This is a genomic window from Shewanella sp. BJSY2023SW005, assembly GCF_047314585.1.
GTDB lineage: Bacteria > Pseudomonadota > Gammaproteobacteria > Enterobacterales > Shewanellaceae > Shewanella > Shewanella algae.
Window position 1 is genome coordinate 46,774 of sequence record NZ_JBKORJ010000065.1, and the last position, 15,905, is coordinate 62,678.

The following is a 15,905-nucleotide window of genomic DNA, read 5'->3' on the forward strand; positions in this document are numbered from 1 at the left end:
CTATCAGAACAGTGGAATAAACACCGGTAAAACACGACGTAACTACCATGACAAATCACGGATGTATCGGCCCTTGTTGGCGGCAAATCAGCAGGCGATTCCTGGCCTTGTTGCTCTCCTGTATTGGCAGTTTTATATTGGCCAGCCCATTATTGGCCGATGACACTGAACTCTATGTTTATGAGTCCTCATCGCGCAGCGGTGCCCGGCCGCAAATGCTGATCATTTTCGATAACTCGGCCAGTATGGGTAATTATGTATACGATGTGGATGAGAGTTATTCTCCCGGCGCAGGTGGTGGCGCTCTTGAGCCCAAGAAAGAATTTATTTACTTCACCAAAGGTGCTCCTGATTCAGACAATATGCCGGTTCCGGGCAAGCAGGATAAGACCTGGCGTTTTTTGCGCAGCAATAACGGCTGCCAAACGTCCTGGGAATATCTGAACAAGTATGGGATTTATACCGGTTTTGTCCGTGAATACAGTTTCTCCGGACAAAATGGCACCTGGAAAGAGTTGCCCGAAAACAATGGTGCCAATGTTACCCTGGTAGATTGTTTCGAGGATATTCAGGATGAGCGTTATGGCAATGCCGAAGGGATACCCGATGGTTTGCCGCTGGATAGTGCCGGTAACCGCAATCAAGTGATCAGCTACACCCAGGTCAGCAATGGCTCGACCGAGGCGCAGAAGAAGGCGGCTAAGGACTCGGCCGAGCGCACAGGTTTTGGCACAGGTCGTGTGGTGACCCTCTACACAGAAGATTATCTACGCTGGTACCACAGCGACAAGAAAAAGGTCACCAAGACTCGCCTGCAACTCGCCCAGGAAGCGATTCAGAACGTGATTGTGACGACTCCCGGGGTGGATTTGGGACTGGCCATATTCAACCTCAACCATGACAGGGAAGGAGTGCGTGACGGCGGGCGGATCATCTCCGGGATAAAACAGCAGAGTGCTGCCAGTAAGATAGCACTTATCGAGAGTGTCAAGGAAATCGCTTACGCCCAGAATACACCCTTGTGTGAAACCCTCTACGAGGCCTATCGTTACTTTAGTGGTCAAGGGGTGTATTTTGGAGACGATGACAGCGATTACACTTTCTACAAGAGGGACTATTGGGGGCGGGTTGTCACTGATCGTTGGGGCCGCCCCATAGTCACCCGCACCTACCTTACGGAAAATACGCCGCAAGCGGATCCGAGCATTATCAAGAATGGCATCTATGATTCACCGTTTAAAAAATGTCAGAACCAAGCCTATGTAATCTATATCACAGACGGTGAGCCGACGCTGGATAGCGCCGCTGACGGCTTGGTGCAGGGGATGACCGGGGGCAAGGATGCCTATGTGAGCCGTAATGGCAACAGTTATCTCAGTGCCCTGAGCAGCTGGATGGCCAGCAATGATGTCAACCCCAATATGGCCGGCAAACAGACGGTCAATACTTTTACCATAGGTTTCAGTGAGGGGGCGGCCAGGGCGGAAGCCTTGCTGAGAAAGACTGCTGAAAAAGGCGGCGGCCGTTACTTTGATGCCCAAAATGCCAGCAAGCTGCAGTCGGCAATCCAGTTGGTGGTCAATCAAATTCTGGAGAAGAATGCCAGTTTCACCTCGCCCTCAGTGGCCAGCAACAACTTTAACAAGGTGCAGACCTTTGACTCTGTGTACTACTCCATGTTTCTGCCCAACAAGGGCCCCCGTTGGCGTGGCAATATCAAGAAATTCAGGGTGACAGGCACAGGGGATGTGGTAGACAAAAACGGCAATCCGGCCATTGCCGACAATGGCAATATCAATACCTCGGCCTGCTCCTTCTGGAGCTCTCAGGCGGCTTGCAACGCCGGTGGTGATGGCGACGATGTCACCAAAGGTGGGGTGGCCGAGGCCCTCTATAACCAAAAGCAGCGCACTTTCTACGGCAATTTTGCTTCCAAAGGCGGTTTGTCGCCCCTGACCAAGGCCGCGGCCAGCAGTTACGCCGGTGGCGAGGCCAAGCTGGCGCAGCATATGGGAGTAGACAAAAGCCAACTGCAGGATCTGTTCGACTGGGTTATCGGCAAGGATATTGACGATGACAACCAAAACAACAGCCGCAGCGATAAGCGCCATGACCTTCTGGGCGACCCCTTGCATTCCAAACCTTTGGCCATAGATTTCGGTTCGTCCGCAAAGAACCCGGATATCCGTATTCTGGTGGGCAGTAACCACGGCATGCTGCATATGTTTCAGGACAAAGGGGACTCGGTCAATGAGAGCTGGGCCTTTATGCCTTGGGAATTTTTGCCCAATCTGGCAACGCTCAGAGCCAACGTACCTTCCGGCGTGCATTCGGTTTATGGTTTTGATGGCTCACCCGTGGCTTATATCAAGCGCAGCGGCAACAAGATGGAGAAGGCTTGGGTATTTATGGGGCTGCGGCGTGGTGGCCGTGGTTACTACGCCATGAATGTGACCAATCCGGATAAGCCTAGCCTGATGTGGCATATCAGCGCAGACTCGGCCGGCATGAGTGAGTTGGGGCAAAGCTGGGCCAAGCCTGTGGTGACCACCATTCCAGGTCAGGGTGATAAGCCGGTGCTCATCTTTGGGGCAGGGTACTCTCCGGCCAAGGATACTCTGGAGGTCGGTGGCGCCGATAGCCAGGGCCGAGGGGTGTTCATTCTGGATGCCGAAACCGGCAAGTTACTGCACAGATTTGGCCCCGGCGGTGATACTCCAATGCCGGGGCTGAGGGACAGCATTCCCAATTCGGTCGCGATTCTTGACAGCAATGGTGATGGCGTTACTGACCGTATCTATGCCACAGATACCGGGGCCAATGTTTGGCGGCTGGATATGGCTGGTGCCGACACCAAACAATGGAGTGCCTTCAAGTTTGCTTCTCTTGGTGGCAGCACAGAGAATACCGACAGGCGCTTCTTTGCCGCCCCTGTGGTGGCGCAAACCATGTTTGGCAATCTGAGCGAGAACCGTGTCACGGTCAACGGCCAGTCAAAGACGGTGATTTCGGCGCAGCAGATCCCTTACGATGCCGTGGTGGTCGGCTCCGGACTCAGGCCATCTCCATCGAATACCAGTCGCTCGGACATGTTCTTTGTTCTGCAGGACAGAAATACCCTCAGTCAGAGTTTCAAGGGCAAGGCAGTGCCTCAGGCACTGACGTTGGCGGATCTTTACGATGTGACTGCCAAGGCGCCGACTTCAGAGAAAGAACATATTGCTTTTGGCCGCAAGCGCGGTTGGTATTACGACTTTACCCGCAATGGTGAAAAAAGCCTTTCCGATGCCAGTATCATCAAAGGGCGGGTTTTCTTTACCTCCTATGTGCCCGGCTCGCAGACCTCCACCAACCAGTGTTTGGTTGCCGGGCAGGGCTACCTCTATGGCTTTGATCTGCACAAGGGCACCCGCAGTTACACAAAAACCTATCTGGAGATGGGAGAGAGTGTCCCGGATACACCGCAGTTGGTTGTGCCGCCCAATATCAGGAGTGATGGCACTGTGGCCGATAGCTATATGTATTTGATAGGCATTGGCAATGCCGGCGAAGATATGGAGAAGGTGAAGCCGGATCCAGGCTGCCCAGCTGGCGATCACAAGTGTGTCGGCGGCGGCCCGTCTACCAACAAGATTTATTACTATCAGGCCAACTGAGGAGCGGATGATGAACAAGCTGATGTTGTCTTTGGCCATACTCTTGAGTCTGCCCCTGGCTGCCGCACAGCCCAAGGGGCAACGTCAGGACTATAAGTGCCTGGTGGAAACAACAAGAGCGGCGCAGGAGATTATTCGGGTCTCCTGGGATCCGGCCAAGGCCGAGCTCTACCAGCGGCAGATGCCGGGAATGAAGCTGGAGCGGATAGGTAACCGCGGCAAACGCCATTATGTGCGTGAAGTGTTTGAGTGTGTGCCCAGAGAGCAGGCGTTTCGCTCGGACAGTGGCAGGCAGTTGGACGATTCTGAAGCGGGCCTGGGTTAAAGGAAATAAAAAACGGAGGCGTTTGCCTCCGTTTTTTGTACGGTTTTTCTATTACTTGGTCATCCGCTTGTACTTGAGTCTGTGTGGCTCAATCACATCGGCACCGAATTGGTTTTTCAGCCAGGCCGAGTATTCTGTGTAGTTACCTTCGTAGAAGTTAACCTGCCCCTCGTCACGGTAGTCGAGGATGTGAGTACAGATACGGTCGAGGAACCAACGGTCGTGCGAGATCACCATGGCGCAGCCGGGGAATTCCAACAGCGCTTCTTCCAGTGCCCGCAGAGTTTCCACGTCCAGATCGTTGGTCGGTTCGTCGAGCAGCAACACGTTGCCGCCGGCTTGCAGCAGCTTGGCCAGATGCACCCGGTTACGTTCACCGCCGGAAAGTGAGCCGATGATCTTCTGCTGATCGCCACCACGGAAGTTGAAGCGACCGACATAGGCGCGGCTCGGGATCTCCAGATTGTTGATCCGCATTATGTCCTGACCGCCGGAAATCTCTTCCCAAACCGTGTTCTTGTCGTTCATCGAGTCACGGAACTGTTCCACAGAGGCGATTTGGACTGTATCACCTATCTCGATTTCACCGCTGTCCGGCTGCTCGGCGCCGCTGAGCATTCTGAACAGGGTCGACTTACCGGCACCGTTGGCACCGATAATACCGACTATGGCGCCCTTGGGAACGCTGAAGCTTAAGTTGTCTATCAGAATGCGGTCACCATAGCTCTTGGTGAGATTGCGCACCTCAATCACCTTGTCACCCAGGCGAGGACCGGGCGGAATAAACAGCTCATTGGTCTCGTTGCGGCGCTGATAATCTGAGCTGTTCAGCTCTTCGAAGCGGGCCATACGGGCTTTGCCCTTGGACTGACGTCCCTTGGCACCCTGACGCACCCACTCCAATTCCTTGGCAATCGTCTTCTGGCGGGCGCTTTCGCTGGCGGCTTCCTGCTTCAGACGGGCATCTTTCTGCTCCAGCCAGGAGGAGTAGTTGCCCTGCCATGGGATACCTTCACCCCGGTCCAGTTCCAGGATCCAGCCGGCGGCATTGTCGAGGAAGTAACGGTCGTGGGTAATGGCGACCACAGTGCCTGAGTATTCCTGCAGGAAGTGCTCCAGCCAAGCAACGGATTCGGCATCCAGGTGGTTGGTCGGTTCGTCCAGCAGCAGCATCTCCGGCTTTTCCAGCAGCAGACGACAGATGGCCACCCGGCGACGTTCACCCCCGGAGAGCACCTCCACCTTGGCGTCCCATTCCGGCAGACGCAGGGCGTTGGCGGCGCGCTCGAGAATGTTGTCCAGATTGTGGGCATCCTGGGCCTGAATGATGGCTTCCAGCTCGCCTTGCTCCTTGGCCAGGGCGTCGAAGTCGGCATCCGGCTCAGCATAGGCCGCATAGACTTCATCCAGACGCTTGAGGGCGTTTTTGGCTTCGCTGACGGCTTCTTCTATGGTTTCCCGTACTGTCTTGTTGGGATCAAGCTGGGGCTCCTGGGGTAGGTAACCTATCTTGAGTCCCGGCATGGGACGGGCTTCACCTTCAATTTCTGTGTCCAGACCTGCCATGATTTTCAACAGGGTGGATTTACCCGAGCCGTTGAGACCCAGGACACCAATTTTGGCGCCGGGGAAGAAACTCAATGAAATATCTTTGAGGATCTGCTTTTTGGGCGGCACTATTTTACCGACCCTCAGCATGCTGTATACAAACTGAGCCATATTGTTTCTCTGTTGTCCTGAACTGAGTTTTCCTAAACTGGCGGCAGTTTACCAATTTGACAGGGCTCCTGCCAGATGCGGCCAGATAGCGGCACCATTGTTCAGCAAATGAAACATAGTCATCTGCTGACACAAGGATTTTCATCATCCTGCGACTGGGATATTTGTCACACTCAGAGTAGAATACCGCGCAACCCTACCAATAAGATTTGCCAGCTGGAGTGACAGATGCTGAAGAAAAGTATGAACATTGCCGACTATGATCCTGAGCTGTTCAAGGCGATTGAGGATGAAACCCGTCGTCAGGAAGAGCACATTGAGCTGATCGCCTCCGAAAACTACACCAGCCCCAGAGTCATGGAAGCCCAGGGCTCACAACTGACCAACAAGTATGCCGAAGGTTATCCAGGCAAGCGTTACTACGGTGGTTGTGAGTATGTCGATGTGGTGGAGACTCTGGCAATTGAGCGTGCCAAGCAGCTGTTTGGCGCTACTTACGCCAACGTTCAGCCACACTCAGGTTCACAGGCCAACAGCGCGGTTTATATGGCGTTGCTGCAACCCGGCGATACCGTACTGGGGATGAACCTGGCTCACGGTGGTCACTTGACCCACGGCTCTCCGGTTAACTTTTCCGGCAAGCTGTATAACATCATTCCTTACGGTATCGACGAGTCCGGCAAGATTGACTACAGCGAACTCGAAACGCTGGCGCTGGAACACAAGCCCAAGATGATCATCGGCGGCTTCTCGGCCTACTCAGGCATAGTTGACTGGGCCAAGCTGCGCGAAATCGCCGACAAAATTGGCGCTTACCTGTTTGTCGATATGGCCCACGTGGCCGGTCTTATCGCTGCCGGTGTTTATCCTAACCCTGTGCCGCACGCCCACGTGGTGACTTCGACCACTCACAAGACACTGGCCGGTCCCCGCGGTGGTGTGATTCTGTCGGCTGCCGACGATGAAGATCTGTACAAGAAGCTGAATTCCGCGGTATTCCCGGGCGGTCAGGGTGGTCCTCTGATGCACGTTATCGCCGGTAAAGCCGTGGCCTTCAAAGAAGCACTGGAGCCGGAATTCAAAACCTATCAGCAGCAGGTGGTTAATAACGCCAAGGCCATGGTTGAGGTGTTCCTCGAACGCGGTTACAAGATAGTTTCCGGCGGTACCAGCAACCATCTGATGCTGGTGGACCTGATTGGCCGTGAGCTGACCGGTAAAGAAGCCGACGCCGCTCTGGGCCGTGCCAATATCACAGTCAACAAGAACTCAGTGCCTAATGATCCCCGCTCACCCTTTGTGACCTCCGGGGTGCGTATCGGTACTCCGGCCATCACTCGCCGCGGTTTCAAGGAAGCCGAAGCCCGTGAACTGACCGGCTGGATCTGTGATGTGCTCGACAATGCTCACGATGACGCCGTTATCGAGCGAGTGAAGGGCCAGGTGCTGGAACTGTGCGCTCGCTTCCCTGTTTACGGTTAACCTTTTCAAGGGAATAGGATAAACTTCGATGGCCGCTGAATTCAGCGGCCATTTTTGTTTCTGCCATTTAGCAGCAGCCGCTGCCGGCAACTGAGCACCAGGAGGCATAATGCATTGTCCATTTTGCAGTGCGACGGATACCAAGGTGATAGATTCCAGGCTGGTGGCAGACGGTCATCAGGTGCGCCGTCGCCGGGAATGTACTCTGTGTCATGAACGCTTTACCACCTTTGAAGGTGCCGAGCTTGTCATGCCCAGAGTGATCAAGCGCGATGGCAGCAGGCAACCGTTCGATGAGGACAAGCTGCGCGGCGGTATGCTGCGCGCCGCCGAGAAACGTCCGGTTTCCATGGATAAGATTGAAGAGGCGATCAGCAAGATCAAGTCCACCCTCAGAGCCACAGGCGAGCGGGAAGTGACCTCGGAAATGATCGGCAATCTGATGATGGATCATCTTATTGAGCTGGATAAGGTGGCCTATATTCGCTTTGCCTCTGTGTATCGTGCCTTTGAAGATGTGTCAGAGTTTGGTGAAGCGATTGCCAAGCTGGAGAAAAAATAGGCTGTCAGTCACAGCCAACTGTTAAGTAACGGAAACCCCCATGTGGTCCAATACTGATATCGCCATGATGAGCCGCGCCATAATGCTGGCTCGCCGTGGCCGTTATACAACCCGCCCCAACCCCAATGTCGGCTGCGTCATCATAGATGCCGGTGGCAAGATTGTCGGCGAAGGCTGGCACCAGCGTGCCGGTGAGCCCCATGCCGAAGTACATGCCCTGAAAATGGCCGCTGACAAGGCCCGCGGTGCTACTGCCTATGTCACCCTCGAACCTTGCAGTCACTATGGTCGCACGCCGCCCTGTGCCGAAGCCTTAATTAAACATGGCCTCAAGCGGGTGGTGGTGGCAATGACAGATCCCAACCCTCAGGTGGCCGGCCAAGGTATCGGCATGCTGCAGGAAGCTGGGATCCAGGTGCAGAGCGGTCTCTTGGCCGAGCAGGCCAGAGAGTTGAATCCGGGCTTTTTATCGCGAATGGAGCGAAATCGCCCTTGGGTCACCCTCAAACTGGCGGCGAGTCTCGATGGCAAGACGGCACTGGCCAACGGTGAGTCCAAATGGATAACCGGCCCCGAGGCGCGCCGCGACGTGCAAAGGCTCAGAGCCCGCAGTTGCGCTCTGCTCACCGGCATTGAAACCGTATTGGCCGATGACCCTTCCCTGAATGTCCGGCACGCTGAGCTTGGCAGCCTGGGTGAAACCCTCAGCGAGCAACAGCTTATTCAACCGCTGCGAGTGATACTCGACAGCAACTGCCGTATGCCGCTCGATGCCAGGCTGTTGCAAATTGCCAGCCCGGTGCTCTTGGTCAGCTGCCGTCCCTATGAGGATGAATTCCTAGCCGCTTTGCCGCCTTATGTCACCACTTTGGTGCTGGCCGGTGAAGACAACAGAGTCGATATCGCGGCGTTGCTGCAACACCTGAGCCAGAGCTGTAATGCGGTGTTGGTCGAGGCCGGGGCAACGCTTTGCGGCGCCTTTATTAGTGCCGGGTTGGCCGATGAACTGCTGCTTTATCAAGCCCCGAAACTGCTTGGCGCCGCTGGCCGAAACCTGCTGGCCTTGCCAAACTATCAGCAGATAGCCGATACCCCGGCGATACGGGTAACAGATCAACGTAAGCTTGGCAATGATACCCGGCTTACTCTCAAGATAGGTGATTGAATGTTTACCGGAATAATTGAAGCTGTCGGTACAATACGGGCACTGGAGCGCCGTGGTGATGATATTCGTCTGACTGTGGCCAGCGGCAAGTTGGATCTCAGTGATGTGCGTCTGGGCGATAGCATTGCCACCAACGGCGTGTGTCTGACCGTGGTTGAACGCCTGGCGGAGGGTTATGTGGCCGATGTTTCGGCCGAAACTGTCAGTCTCACCGGCTTTGACCGCTACAGCGTCGGCACCAAAGTCAACCTGGAAAAGGCGGTCACGCCAAACACCCGCTTGGGTGGGCACTTGGTCAGTGGCCATGTGGATGGTATGGCGCGGGTCATCAGTGTGACTCCAAGGGGCAAGGCGCTGGAGTTTTGGCTCGAGGCACCCGCTGAGCTGGCCCGTTACATTGCCCATAAAGGCTCCATTACCGTCGATGGCGTCAGCCTCACGGTTAACGAAGTGGATGGCCGCAATTTCCGTCTCACCATAGTGCCGCATACCGCCAGTGAAACCACTCTGCTTGAGCTGCGCCCCGGCGATAAGGTCAATCTGGAGGTGGATCAGATAGCCCGCTATCTTGAGCGTCTGATGCAGCACAAAGAGGAAGCGCAGCCGAGCGAAGGTGTCACCCTGGCTATGCTCGCCAAGGCCGGCTTCATGCGCTAGATGTGCGCCAGCCCACTGGTTATCGCGCGCTAACAGGTTAGAATTCATTGATTACACAGAACAAGAGATAAAGGTCTTACAATGGCGCTACACAGTATCGAAGAGATCATCGAGGATATTCGTCAGGGCAAAATGGTTATCCTGATGGACGATGAGGACAGAGAAAATGAGGGCGACCTCATCATGGCGGCGGAGAAAGTTACCCCGGAAGCGATCAACTTCATGGCTCGCTTCGGCCGTGGTCTTATCTGCCAAACCATGACCAAGGCTCGCTGCCAGCAGCTGAATCTGCCGCTGATGGTCAGCAATAACAACGCCCAGTTTTCGACCAACTTCACCGTCTCCATCGAGGCCGCTGAAGGGGTGACCACAGGTATTAGCGCCCATGACCGCGCCGTGACAGTACAGGCGGCTGTGGCTAAAAATGCCACGCCGTCCGACATAGTTCAGCCCGGGCATATCTTCCCTTTGATGGCGCAGGATGGCGGAGTGCTGGTGCGCGCCGGTCATACCGAAGCCGGTTGCGATCTGGCGCGTTTGGCCGGTTTGGAACCTTCGGCTGTGATCGTGGAGATCCTTAACGAGGATGGCACCATGGCGCGCCGTCCGGATCTGGAAGTGTTCGCCAAGGAGCACGGCGTTAAGATGGGCACCATTGCCGATCTGATCAATTACCGCAATAACACAGAAACCACAGTGGTGCGTGAGGCCAGGTGCAAGCTGCCTACCCGTTTCGGTGAGTTTGAGCTACACACCTTTCGCGACACCATAGATAATCAACTGCACTTTGCCATGGTCAAGGGCGAGATTGTTGACAATATTCTGGTGCGGGTACACCTGCAAAACACCATTAATGACCTGCTGTTCTCTGAGCGCGATGAAGTGCGCAGCTGGCCGCTTGAGCAAGCCATGGCGCGGATTGCCGCCGATGGTGGCGTGCTGTTGCTGCTGGGTAACCAGGAGCCTAACGAGAGCATTATCGCCAAGGTCAAGGCTTTCGAAGCCGAAGACAAGGGTGAAGTGCCGGTGACCGCCAAATGGCAGGGAACCTCCCAAAGGGTTGGCGTAGGCTCACAGATTCTGGCGACGCTTGGTGTCAACAAAATGCGCCTGCTCAGCTCGCCCAAGCGTTATCACTCTTTGGGGGGCTTTGGTCTGGAAGTCACTGAGTATATTCCCGGCGAATGAGCCGACCAAATTAATTAACCATTTCCGAATAATTGCATAGGGCGAAGGGGTAAATTGCGTGCTATCATAGCGCCACTTTTTGCCCCCGGCCGGGTGCTTTAGCTAAGTTAGGTAAGATAATGAACATAGTTCAAGGTAATATCGAAGCAAAAAACGCCAAAGTCGCGATCGTTGTATCCCGTTTCAACAGCTTTGTGGTTGAAAGTCTGCTGGAGGGTGCCGTAGACACTCTTAAGCGTTTCGGTCAGATAAGTGAAGACAACATCACTGTGGTACGCGTACCTGGTGCTTTCGAGCTGCCTTTGGCCGCCCGTCGTGTTGCCGCCAGTGGCAAGTTCGACGGTATCATCGCCCTGGGGGCAGTGATCCGTGGTGGTACACCACACTTTGATTTCGTTGCAGGTGAATGCAACAAGGGTCTGGCTCAAGTGGGTCTGGAATTCGATATCCCGGTCTCTTTCGGGGTACTGACCACAGACACTATCGAACAGGCCATTGAGCGTTCCGGCACCAAGGCTGGCAACAAAGGCGGCGAAGCTGCCCTGGGTCTGCTGGAAATGGTGAACGTGCTGCAACAACTTGAGCAACAGCTGTAATACAGGAAAAAGCATGAAGCCTTCAGAGCGCCGCAGAGCCCGCCGTTTAGCGGTTCAAGCCATCTATTCATGGCAACTGAGCGGGAACAATATTGCCGATGTGGAGCACGAGTTTCTGACCGAGCAAAACATAGACGGCGTGGATGTCGCCTACTTCCGTGAACTGTTCACCGGAGCGGCAACCAAAAAGGCTCAACTGGACGAGTTAATTGCCCCCCATCTGGATCAGCGTCCCATGGAGGAGGTCGATCCTGTGGAGAAGGCCATTTTGCGTTTGGCGGCTTACGAGCTGACTTTCCGCAAGGATACGCCTTACAAAGTGGTAATCAACGAGGCTATCGAGTTGGCCAAGGCGTTCGGCGCCGAGGACAGCCACAAGTTTGTCAATGGCATATTGGACAAGCTGGTAGCTCGTCGCTGAACCAGAAAGAAATTAGACAAACGGTATCGTAAGATACCGTTTTTTCATTGGAAAACCGGGAGGCTGCGAACCAGTGGCCAAGTCAACAGTGAAAGAATTTCAACTTATCGAGCGCTATTTCCATGGTCGTGGCCAAGCGCGCAAAGATGTCCGCCTCGGCATAGGTGACGATTGTGCCCTGGTGCACCCCGCCGAACACAAATCCATTGCCATCTCCTGCGATACCTTGGTGGAAAATGTCCATTTCTTGCCGGACATGCCGGCCCAGGCATTGGGCTACAAGGCGTTGGCGGTCAACCTATCCGATCTTGCTGCCATGGGGGCCGAGCCCGCATGGATGACCCTGGCACTGACCATGCCCAGTGTCGATGAAACCTGGCTGGAGCAATTCAGTACCGGTTTATTTGAAGCGGCTGATTACTATGGTATTTCTCTGGTCGGAGGCGATACCACCCGCGGCCCGAGAGCCATCAATATCACGGTTCATGGCCAAGTGCCGGAGGGCAAGGCGCTCACCCGTAGCGGTGCCCGCGCCGGTGATTGGATTTATGTCACAGGTTCCCTGGGTGATTCTGCCCTGGGGCTGGATATTATCCGCGGTGAATTGAAGGCGAGGGCAGAGCACAAGGAATATCTGGTTAACCGCCATTATCATCCCTCCCCCAGAGTCCTGGCTGGTCAATCCCTGAGGGGCTTGGCATCGAGCGCCATAGATCTCTCAGATGGCTTGCTGTCGGATATCAAGCATATCCTCAAGGCATCGGCCGTCGGTGCGGTTATTGAAGTGGATAAGCTGCCGCTGTCCCAGGCGATGAAAGATACTGTCACAGCGGATGCGGCACTCGACTATGCCCTCTGTGGCGGCGAAGACTATGAGCTGCTGTTCACTGTGCCGGAGGCGCAGCGCGGCGCGCTGGAAACCGCCTTGGGCCATGCCGGAGTCAAGTTCTATCAAGTCGGCCAGATACTTGCCGGTAATCAACTCAGGCTACAATATCACGGCGAGGTATTCGAGCCGCAACAGACAGGATTTGAGCATTTTTAGATGAAGTGGTTTGCTCATGACGAGGCGCTCGCAAGGGTCAGCCTCAAGAACCCGGTGCATTTTCTGGCACTCGGTTTTGGCTCCGGCCTCGCGGCCAAGGCGCCGGGGACCTTTGGAACCTTGGCAGCCGTGCCTGTATATCTGTTGCTGTCCCAGTTCAGTTTGGGGGTGTATATTGCCGTGACGCTGCTGGCCTGTATCGGTGGCATCTATCTGTGCGGCAAGACTTCCAAAGATATGGGGGTGCACGATCACGGCGCCATAGTTTGGGATGAAGTAGCAGGGTTACTGATCACCATGATTGCAGCGCCCGCCGGTGTACTCTGGTTGCTGCAGGGCTTTGTGTTGTTCCGCATTTTCGATATCTTCAAGCCCTGGCCCATTCGGGTGCTGGATGCCAAGGTGCATGGCGGCCTTGGCATCATGGCCGATGATATTCTGGCCGGCATCTTCTCAATGTTGTCACTGCAGGCGATTGTTTGGGCGGTAGGCTGAAACAGCCTTGAGCTGAAATATATAAGCCTTGTGGCAGGTTTCAATCTCTTGATTCCTGCCGTTGACTCAGCATAGTCCGCTAACCCTCATTGAATACCAGGCGCCGTTGATTCGGCGCCTTTTTCATTGGTCTCTCCTTCTGCTCATTTTTACCGGCTCGGTTTAAGGCCGTCACATGAGTGCTTTATGCCTAATCCCCAAAGCCGACTATCCTTAAGGTATGGGGAAACCCACCCGGGGGCGTTATGAAAGGCTGGCCGGCCAATACTTTGTTCCGGCGCTGCGGCTGTGTAGGACTCTTGGCTCTGTTGTGGATCTTGCCTGGCTTAGGTGCAGACCACGTCCGGCCAAAGCCTTACTCCCCGGCCGCAGCGCCGACCATTACCCTGCTCAGTGTCAAAGGAGCCATAGGGCCCGGTGTCAGCGACTATCTGATCCGGGGGATAGAGAGTGCAGCTGCAACCCCAGGCAGTCAGTTGGTGTTGATCACTCTGGATACCCCCGGAGGCCTGGTATCCAGCCTGCGGGATATCAATCAAGCGATTCTCGGCTCCAGGGTGCCGGTTGCCTGCCTGGTCTATCCATCCGGTGCCCGCGCAGCCAGCGCCGGGACTTACATCTTATATGCCTGTCATATCACCGCCATGGCGAGTGCCACCAGTCTTGGGGCGGCAACCCCTGTGCAACTTGGTCCCATGGGAAATGAGCCACCGGAGCCCAAGCCGTCAGAGAATGAAGCCAAAAAACCAGTGGGCGACAGCAACAGTCAAAAACTTGAGCGCAAGCAGCTCAATGATGCCATTGCTTATATTCGGGCACTGGCGGAGCTGCGTCAGCGTAATGTCGAGTGGGCCGAGAAGGCGGTACGTGATGCGGCGACCCTGACGGCCTCGGAAGCGCTGGAGGCCAATGTTATCGACTATATCGCCGATACGCCGCAGCAACTCCTGGCCATACTTGATGGCAAGTCGGTAGCCATGCAAGGCGGCATTAGGATACTCAAAACCGAAAACGCCATAGTGCTGGATCGCAGCCCGGATTGGCGTGCCCGTTTCATCAATCTGCTCACCAACCCCAATATCGCTTACATACTGATGTTATTGGGGATCTACGGTTTGCTGCTGGAGTTTTACAGTCCTGGCGCCATGTTGCCCGGCGTAATAGGGGGGATCTGTCTGCTGTTGGCCTTGTATGCCTTCCAACTGCTCCCCATCAGCTATGCCGGTGGTGGTTTATTGCTCTTGGGAATTATTCTTCTGCTCGCCGAGGCCATGCTGCCGAGCTTTGGGATTTTAGGCTTCGGCGGCCTGGCCGCCTTTGTGCTGGGGTCGGTATTTTTGGTGGACAGTGAAGTTGAAGCCTTTCGTATCGCCTGGCCTGTGATAGCCCTGGTCAGCGTCGTGAGCCTGCTGTTTTTCCTGCTACTGATCAGCTTTGTGTTCAAAACTCGCAAATTGTCCGGAGTGGCCGGCGCCGAGGGGATGGTAGGGGAATATGCCAGGGTGATAGAGGGTTTTCCCGGGCGCGGCCGGGTGCATTTTATGGGAGAAGATTGGCAAGGTGACAGCGAACAGGCCTTGAACCCCGGGCAACGGGTGCGGGTTTTGGAGCTTAAGGGGCTGGTACTCAAGCTGGCTGAGGTGAAAAGCGGTGATATCGAGCCGACTGAAAATCAACGCAGAGGAGACTGACATGGGCGAAGCTATCAGCAGTAGTTTGAATATTTCCTTTGGGGTGTTATTGGTGCTGTTTGCGGCCTTGCTTATCAGTATGTTCCGCATCCTCAGGGAGTATGAACGTGGGGTGATTTTCTTTCTTGGGCGTTTTTACCGGGTCAAGGGGCCTGGGCTTATCATACTGATCCCTGTGGTGCAGCAGATGGTGCGGGTGGATCTTCGAACCATAGTGATGGATGTGCCCTCTCAGGATGTGATCAGCCGTGATAATGTCTCGGTGCGGGTCAATGCAGTGCTCTATTTTCGGGTAGTCGACCCGCAAAAGGCGATTATCAATGTGGAGAACTTCCTCGCTGCCACCAGTCAACTGGCACAGACCACCCTGAGATCCGTGCTCGGTCAGCATGAGCTGGACGAGATGTTGGCCAACAGAGAGATGCTCAATGCCGACATTCAAAGGATCCTCGACTCCCACACAGATGTCTGGGGCATCAAGGTGGCCAATGTGGAAATCAAGCACGTGGATCTCAATGAAAGTATGATCCGCGCTATTGCCCGTCAGGCCGAGGCCGAGCGGGAGCGGCGGGCCAAGGTGATCCATGCTCTGGGGGAGATGGAAGCCTCGGAAAAACTGGTGGAAGCGGCGCAGACGCTGGGGAAAGAACCCAATGCCATCATGCTGCGTTATCTGCATACCCTGACGGAAGTGGCGGCGGAAAACAATTCGACCATCCTGTTTCCGCTGCCGCTTGAGTTACTGAGCAAATTAAATGGTGCATTTAAAGATTTAACCGAAAAATCAAAAAACTAGCCCGAGAGCTGTTTAAAGTACCAGCTATTTACAATAGGTTTATATATTGTTACTTTGAGCAGTTATTGGCGTTTGTGATTTGCTCGGCAGCAGGCCCGCCGAGTCAG

Annotated in this window: 14 protein-coding genes; 13 read left to right on the top strand and 1 reads right to left on the bottom strand. The window is 54.9% G+C overall.

The window, feature by feature from the left end; translation table 11 throughout:
- The first annotated feature begins 137 nt into the window (after positions 1-137).
- Together ACMHXI_RS20830 and ACMHXI_RS20835 are read left to right on the top strand one after the other, a co-directional pair.
- Positions 138-3,656, top strand: a complete 3,519-nt coding sequence (locus ACMHXI_RS20830) for a pilus assembly protein (RefSeq protein WP_413736019.1) — start codon at positions 138-140, stop codon at positions 3,654-3,656.
- A gap of 7 nt (positions 3,657-3,663) precedes the next feature.
- On the top strand, positions 3,664-3,981 hold the full coding sequence (locus tag ACMHXI_RS20835; protein ID WP_144159086.1) for a TapY2 family type IVa secretion system protein: 318 nt from the start codon (positions 3,664-3,666) through the stop codon (positions 3,979-3,981).
- A 51-nt stretch (positions 3,982-4,032) separates the two neighbouring features.
- Here ACMHXI_RS20835 and ettA read toward each other — a convergent pair whose 3' ends face one another.
- Positions 4,033-5,700 (bottom strand): energy-dependent translational throttle protein EttA, encoded by a 1,668-nt coding sequence (ettA, locus tag ACMHXI_RS20840; protein WP_025887609.1) that lies wholly within the window; start codon positions 5,698-5,700, stop codon positions 4,033-4,035.
- 228 nt (positions 5,701-5,928) lie between these two features.
- On the opposite strand from ettA, the gene glyA reads away from it, so the two are divergent.
- The 11 genes from glyA to ACMHXI_RS20895 all read left to right on the top strand — a co-directional run bounded on the left by glyA (position 5,929) and on the right by ACMHXI_RS20895 (position 15,798).
- Positions 5,929-7,182, top strand: coding sequence for a serine hydroxymethyltransferase (glyA, locus tag ACMHXI_RS20845; protein ID WP_025009435.1), 1,254 nt, complete (start codon positions 5,929-5,931; stop codon positions 7,180-7,182).
- Positions 7,183-7,291: 109 nt separating this feature from the next.
- Positions 7,292-7,744: a transcriptional regulator NrdR gene (gene nrdR, locus ACMHXI_RS20850; RefSeq protein ID WP_025009434.1), complete on the top strand. Its 453-nt coding sequence runs from the start codon at positions 7,292-7,294 to the stop codon at positions 7,742-7,744.
- A 40-nt stretch (positions 7,745-7,784) separates the two neighbouring features.
- The gene (gene ribD / locus ACMHXI_RS20855) at positions 7,785-8,909 is read left to right on the top strand and encodes a bifunctional diaminohydroxyphosphoribosylaminopyrimidine deaminase/5-amino-6-(5-phosphoribosylamino)uracil reductase RibD (RefSeq protein WP_392468926.1); all 1,125 of its coding nucleotides are present in this window, start codon (positions 7,785-7,787) and stop codon (positions 8,907-8,909) included.
- On the top strand, positions 8,910-9,566 hold the full coding sequence (locus tag ACMHXI_RS20860) for a riboflavin synthase (RefSeq protein ID WP_392468924.1): 657 nt from the start codon (positions 8,910-8,912) through the stop codon (positions 9,564-9,566).
- Positions 9,567-9,647: 81 nt separating this feature from the next.
- Positions 9,648-10,754 carry a bifunctional 3,4-dihydroxy-2-butanone-4-phosphate synthase/GTP cyclohydrolase II gene (gene ribBA, locus ACMHXI_RS20865; protein WP_144191079.1) on the top strand — a complete coding sequence of 369 codons (1,107 nt, stop codon included), beginning with the start codon at positions 9,648-9,650 and terminating at the stop codon, positions 10,752-10,754.
- Positions 10,755-10,873: 119 nt separating this feature from the next.
- Positions 10,874-11,350 (top strand): 6,7-dimethyl-8-ribityllumazine synthase, encoded by a 477-nt coding sequence (ribE, locus tag ACMHXI_RS20870; RefSeq protein WP_144191080.1) that lies wholly within the window; start codon positions 10,874-10,876, stop codon positions 11,348-11,350.
- Positions 11,351-11,363: 13 nt separating this feature from the next.
- Entirely contained in the window at positions 11,364-11,771 is a 408-nt protein-coding gene (nusB, locus tag ACMHXI_RS20875; RefSeq protein ID WP_025009430.1) for a transcription antitermination factor NusB, read from the top strand.
- An 88-nt stretch (positions 11,772-11,859) separates the two neighbouring features.
- On the top strand, positions 11,860-12,816 hold the full coding sequence (thiL, locus tag ACMHXI_RS20880) for a thiamine-phosphate kinase (RefSeq protein ID WP_144134508.1): 957 nt from the start codon (positions 11,860-11,862) through the stop codon (positions 12,814-12,816).
- Positions 12,817-13,311 (top strand): phosphatidylglycerophosphatase A, encoded by a 495-nt coding sequence (locus ACMHXI_RS20885; RefSeq protein ID WP_144134436.1) that lies wholly within the window; start codon positions 12,817-12,819, stop codon positions 13,309-13,311. It begins immediately after the preceding gene.
- A 245-nt stretch (positions 13,312-13,556) separates the two neighbouring features.
- Positions 13,557-15,002, top strand: coding sequence for an NfeD family protein (locus ACMHXI_RS20890; protein WP_413736024.1), 1,446 nt, complete (start codon positions 13,557-13,559; stop codon positions 15,000-15,002).
- Between the two features lies 1 nt (position 15,003).
- Positions 15,004-15,798, top strand: coding sequence for a slipin family protein (locus tag ACMHXI_RS20895; protein ID WP_413736025.1), 795 nt, complete (start codon positions 15,004-15,006; stop codon positions 15,796-15,798).
- The last annotated feature ends 107 nt before the right edge of the window (positions 15,799-15,905 follow it).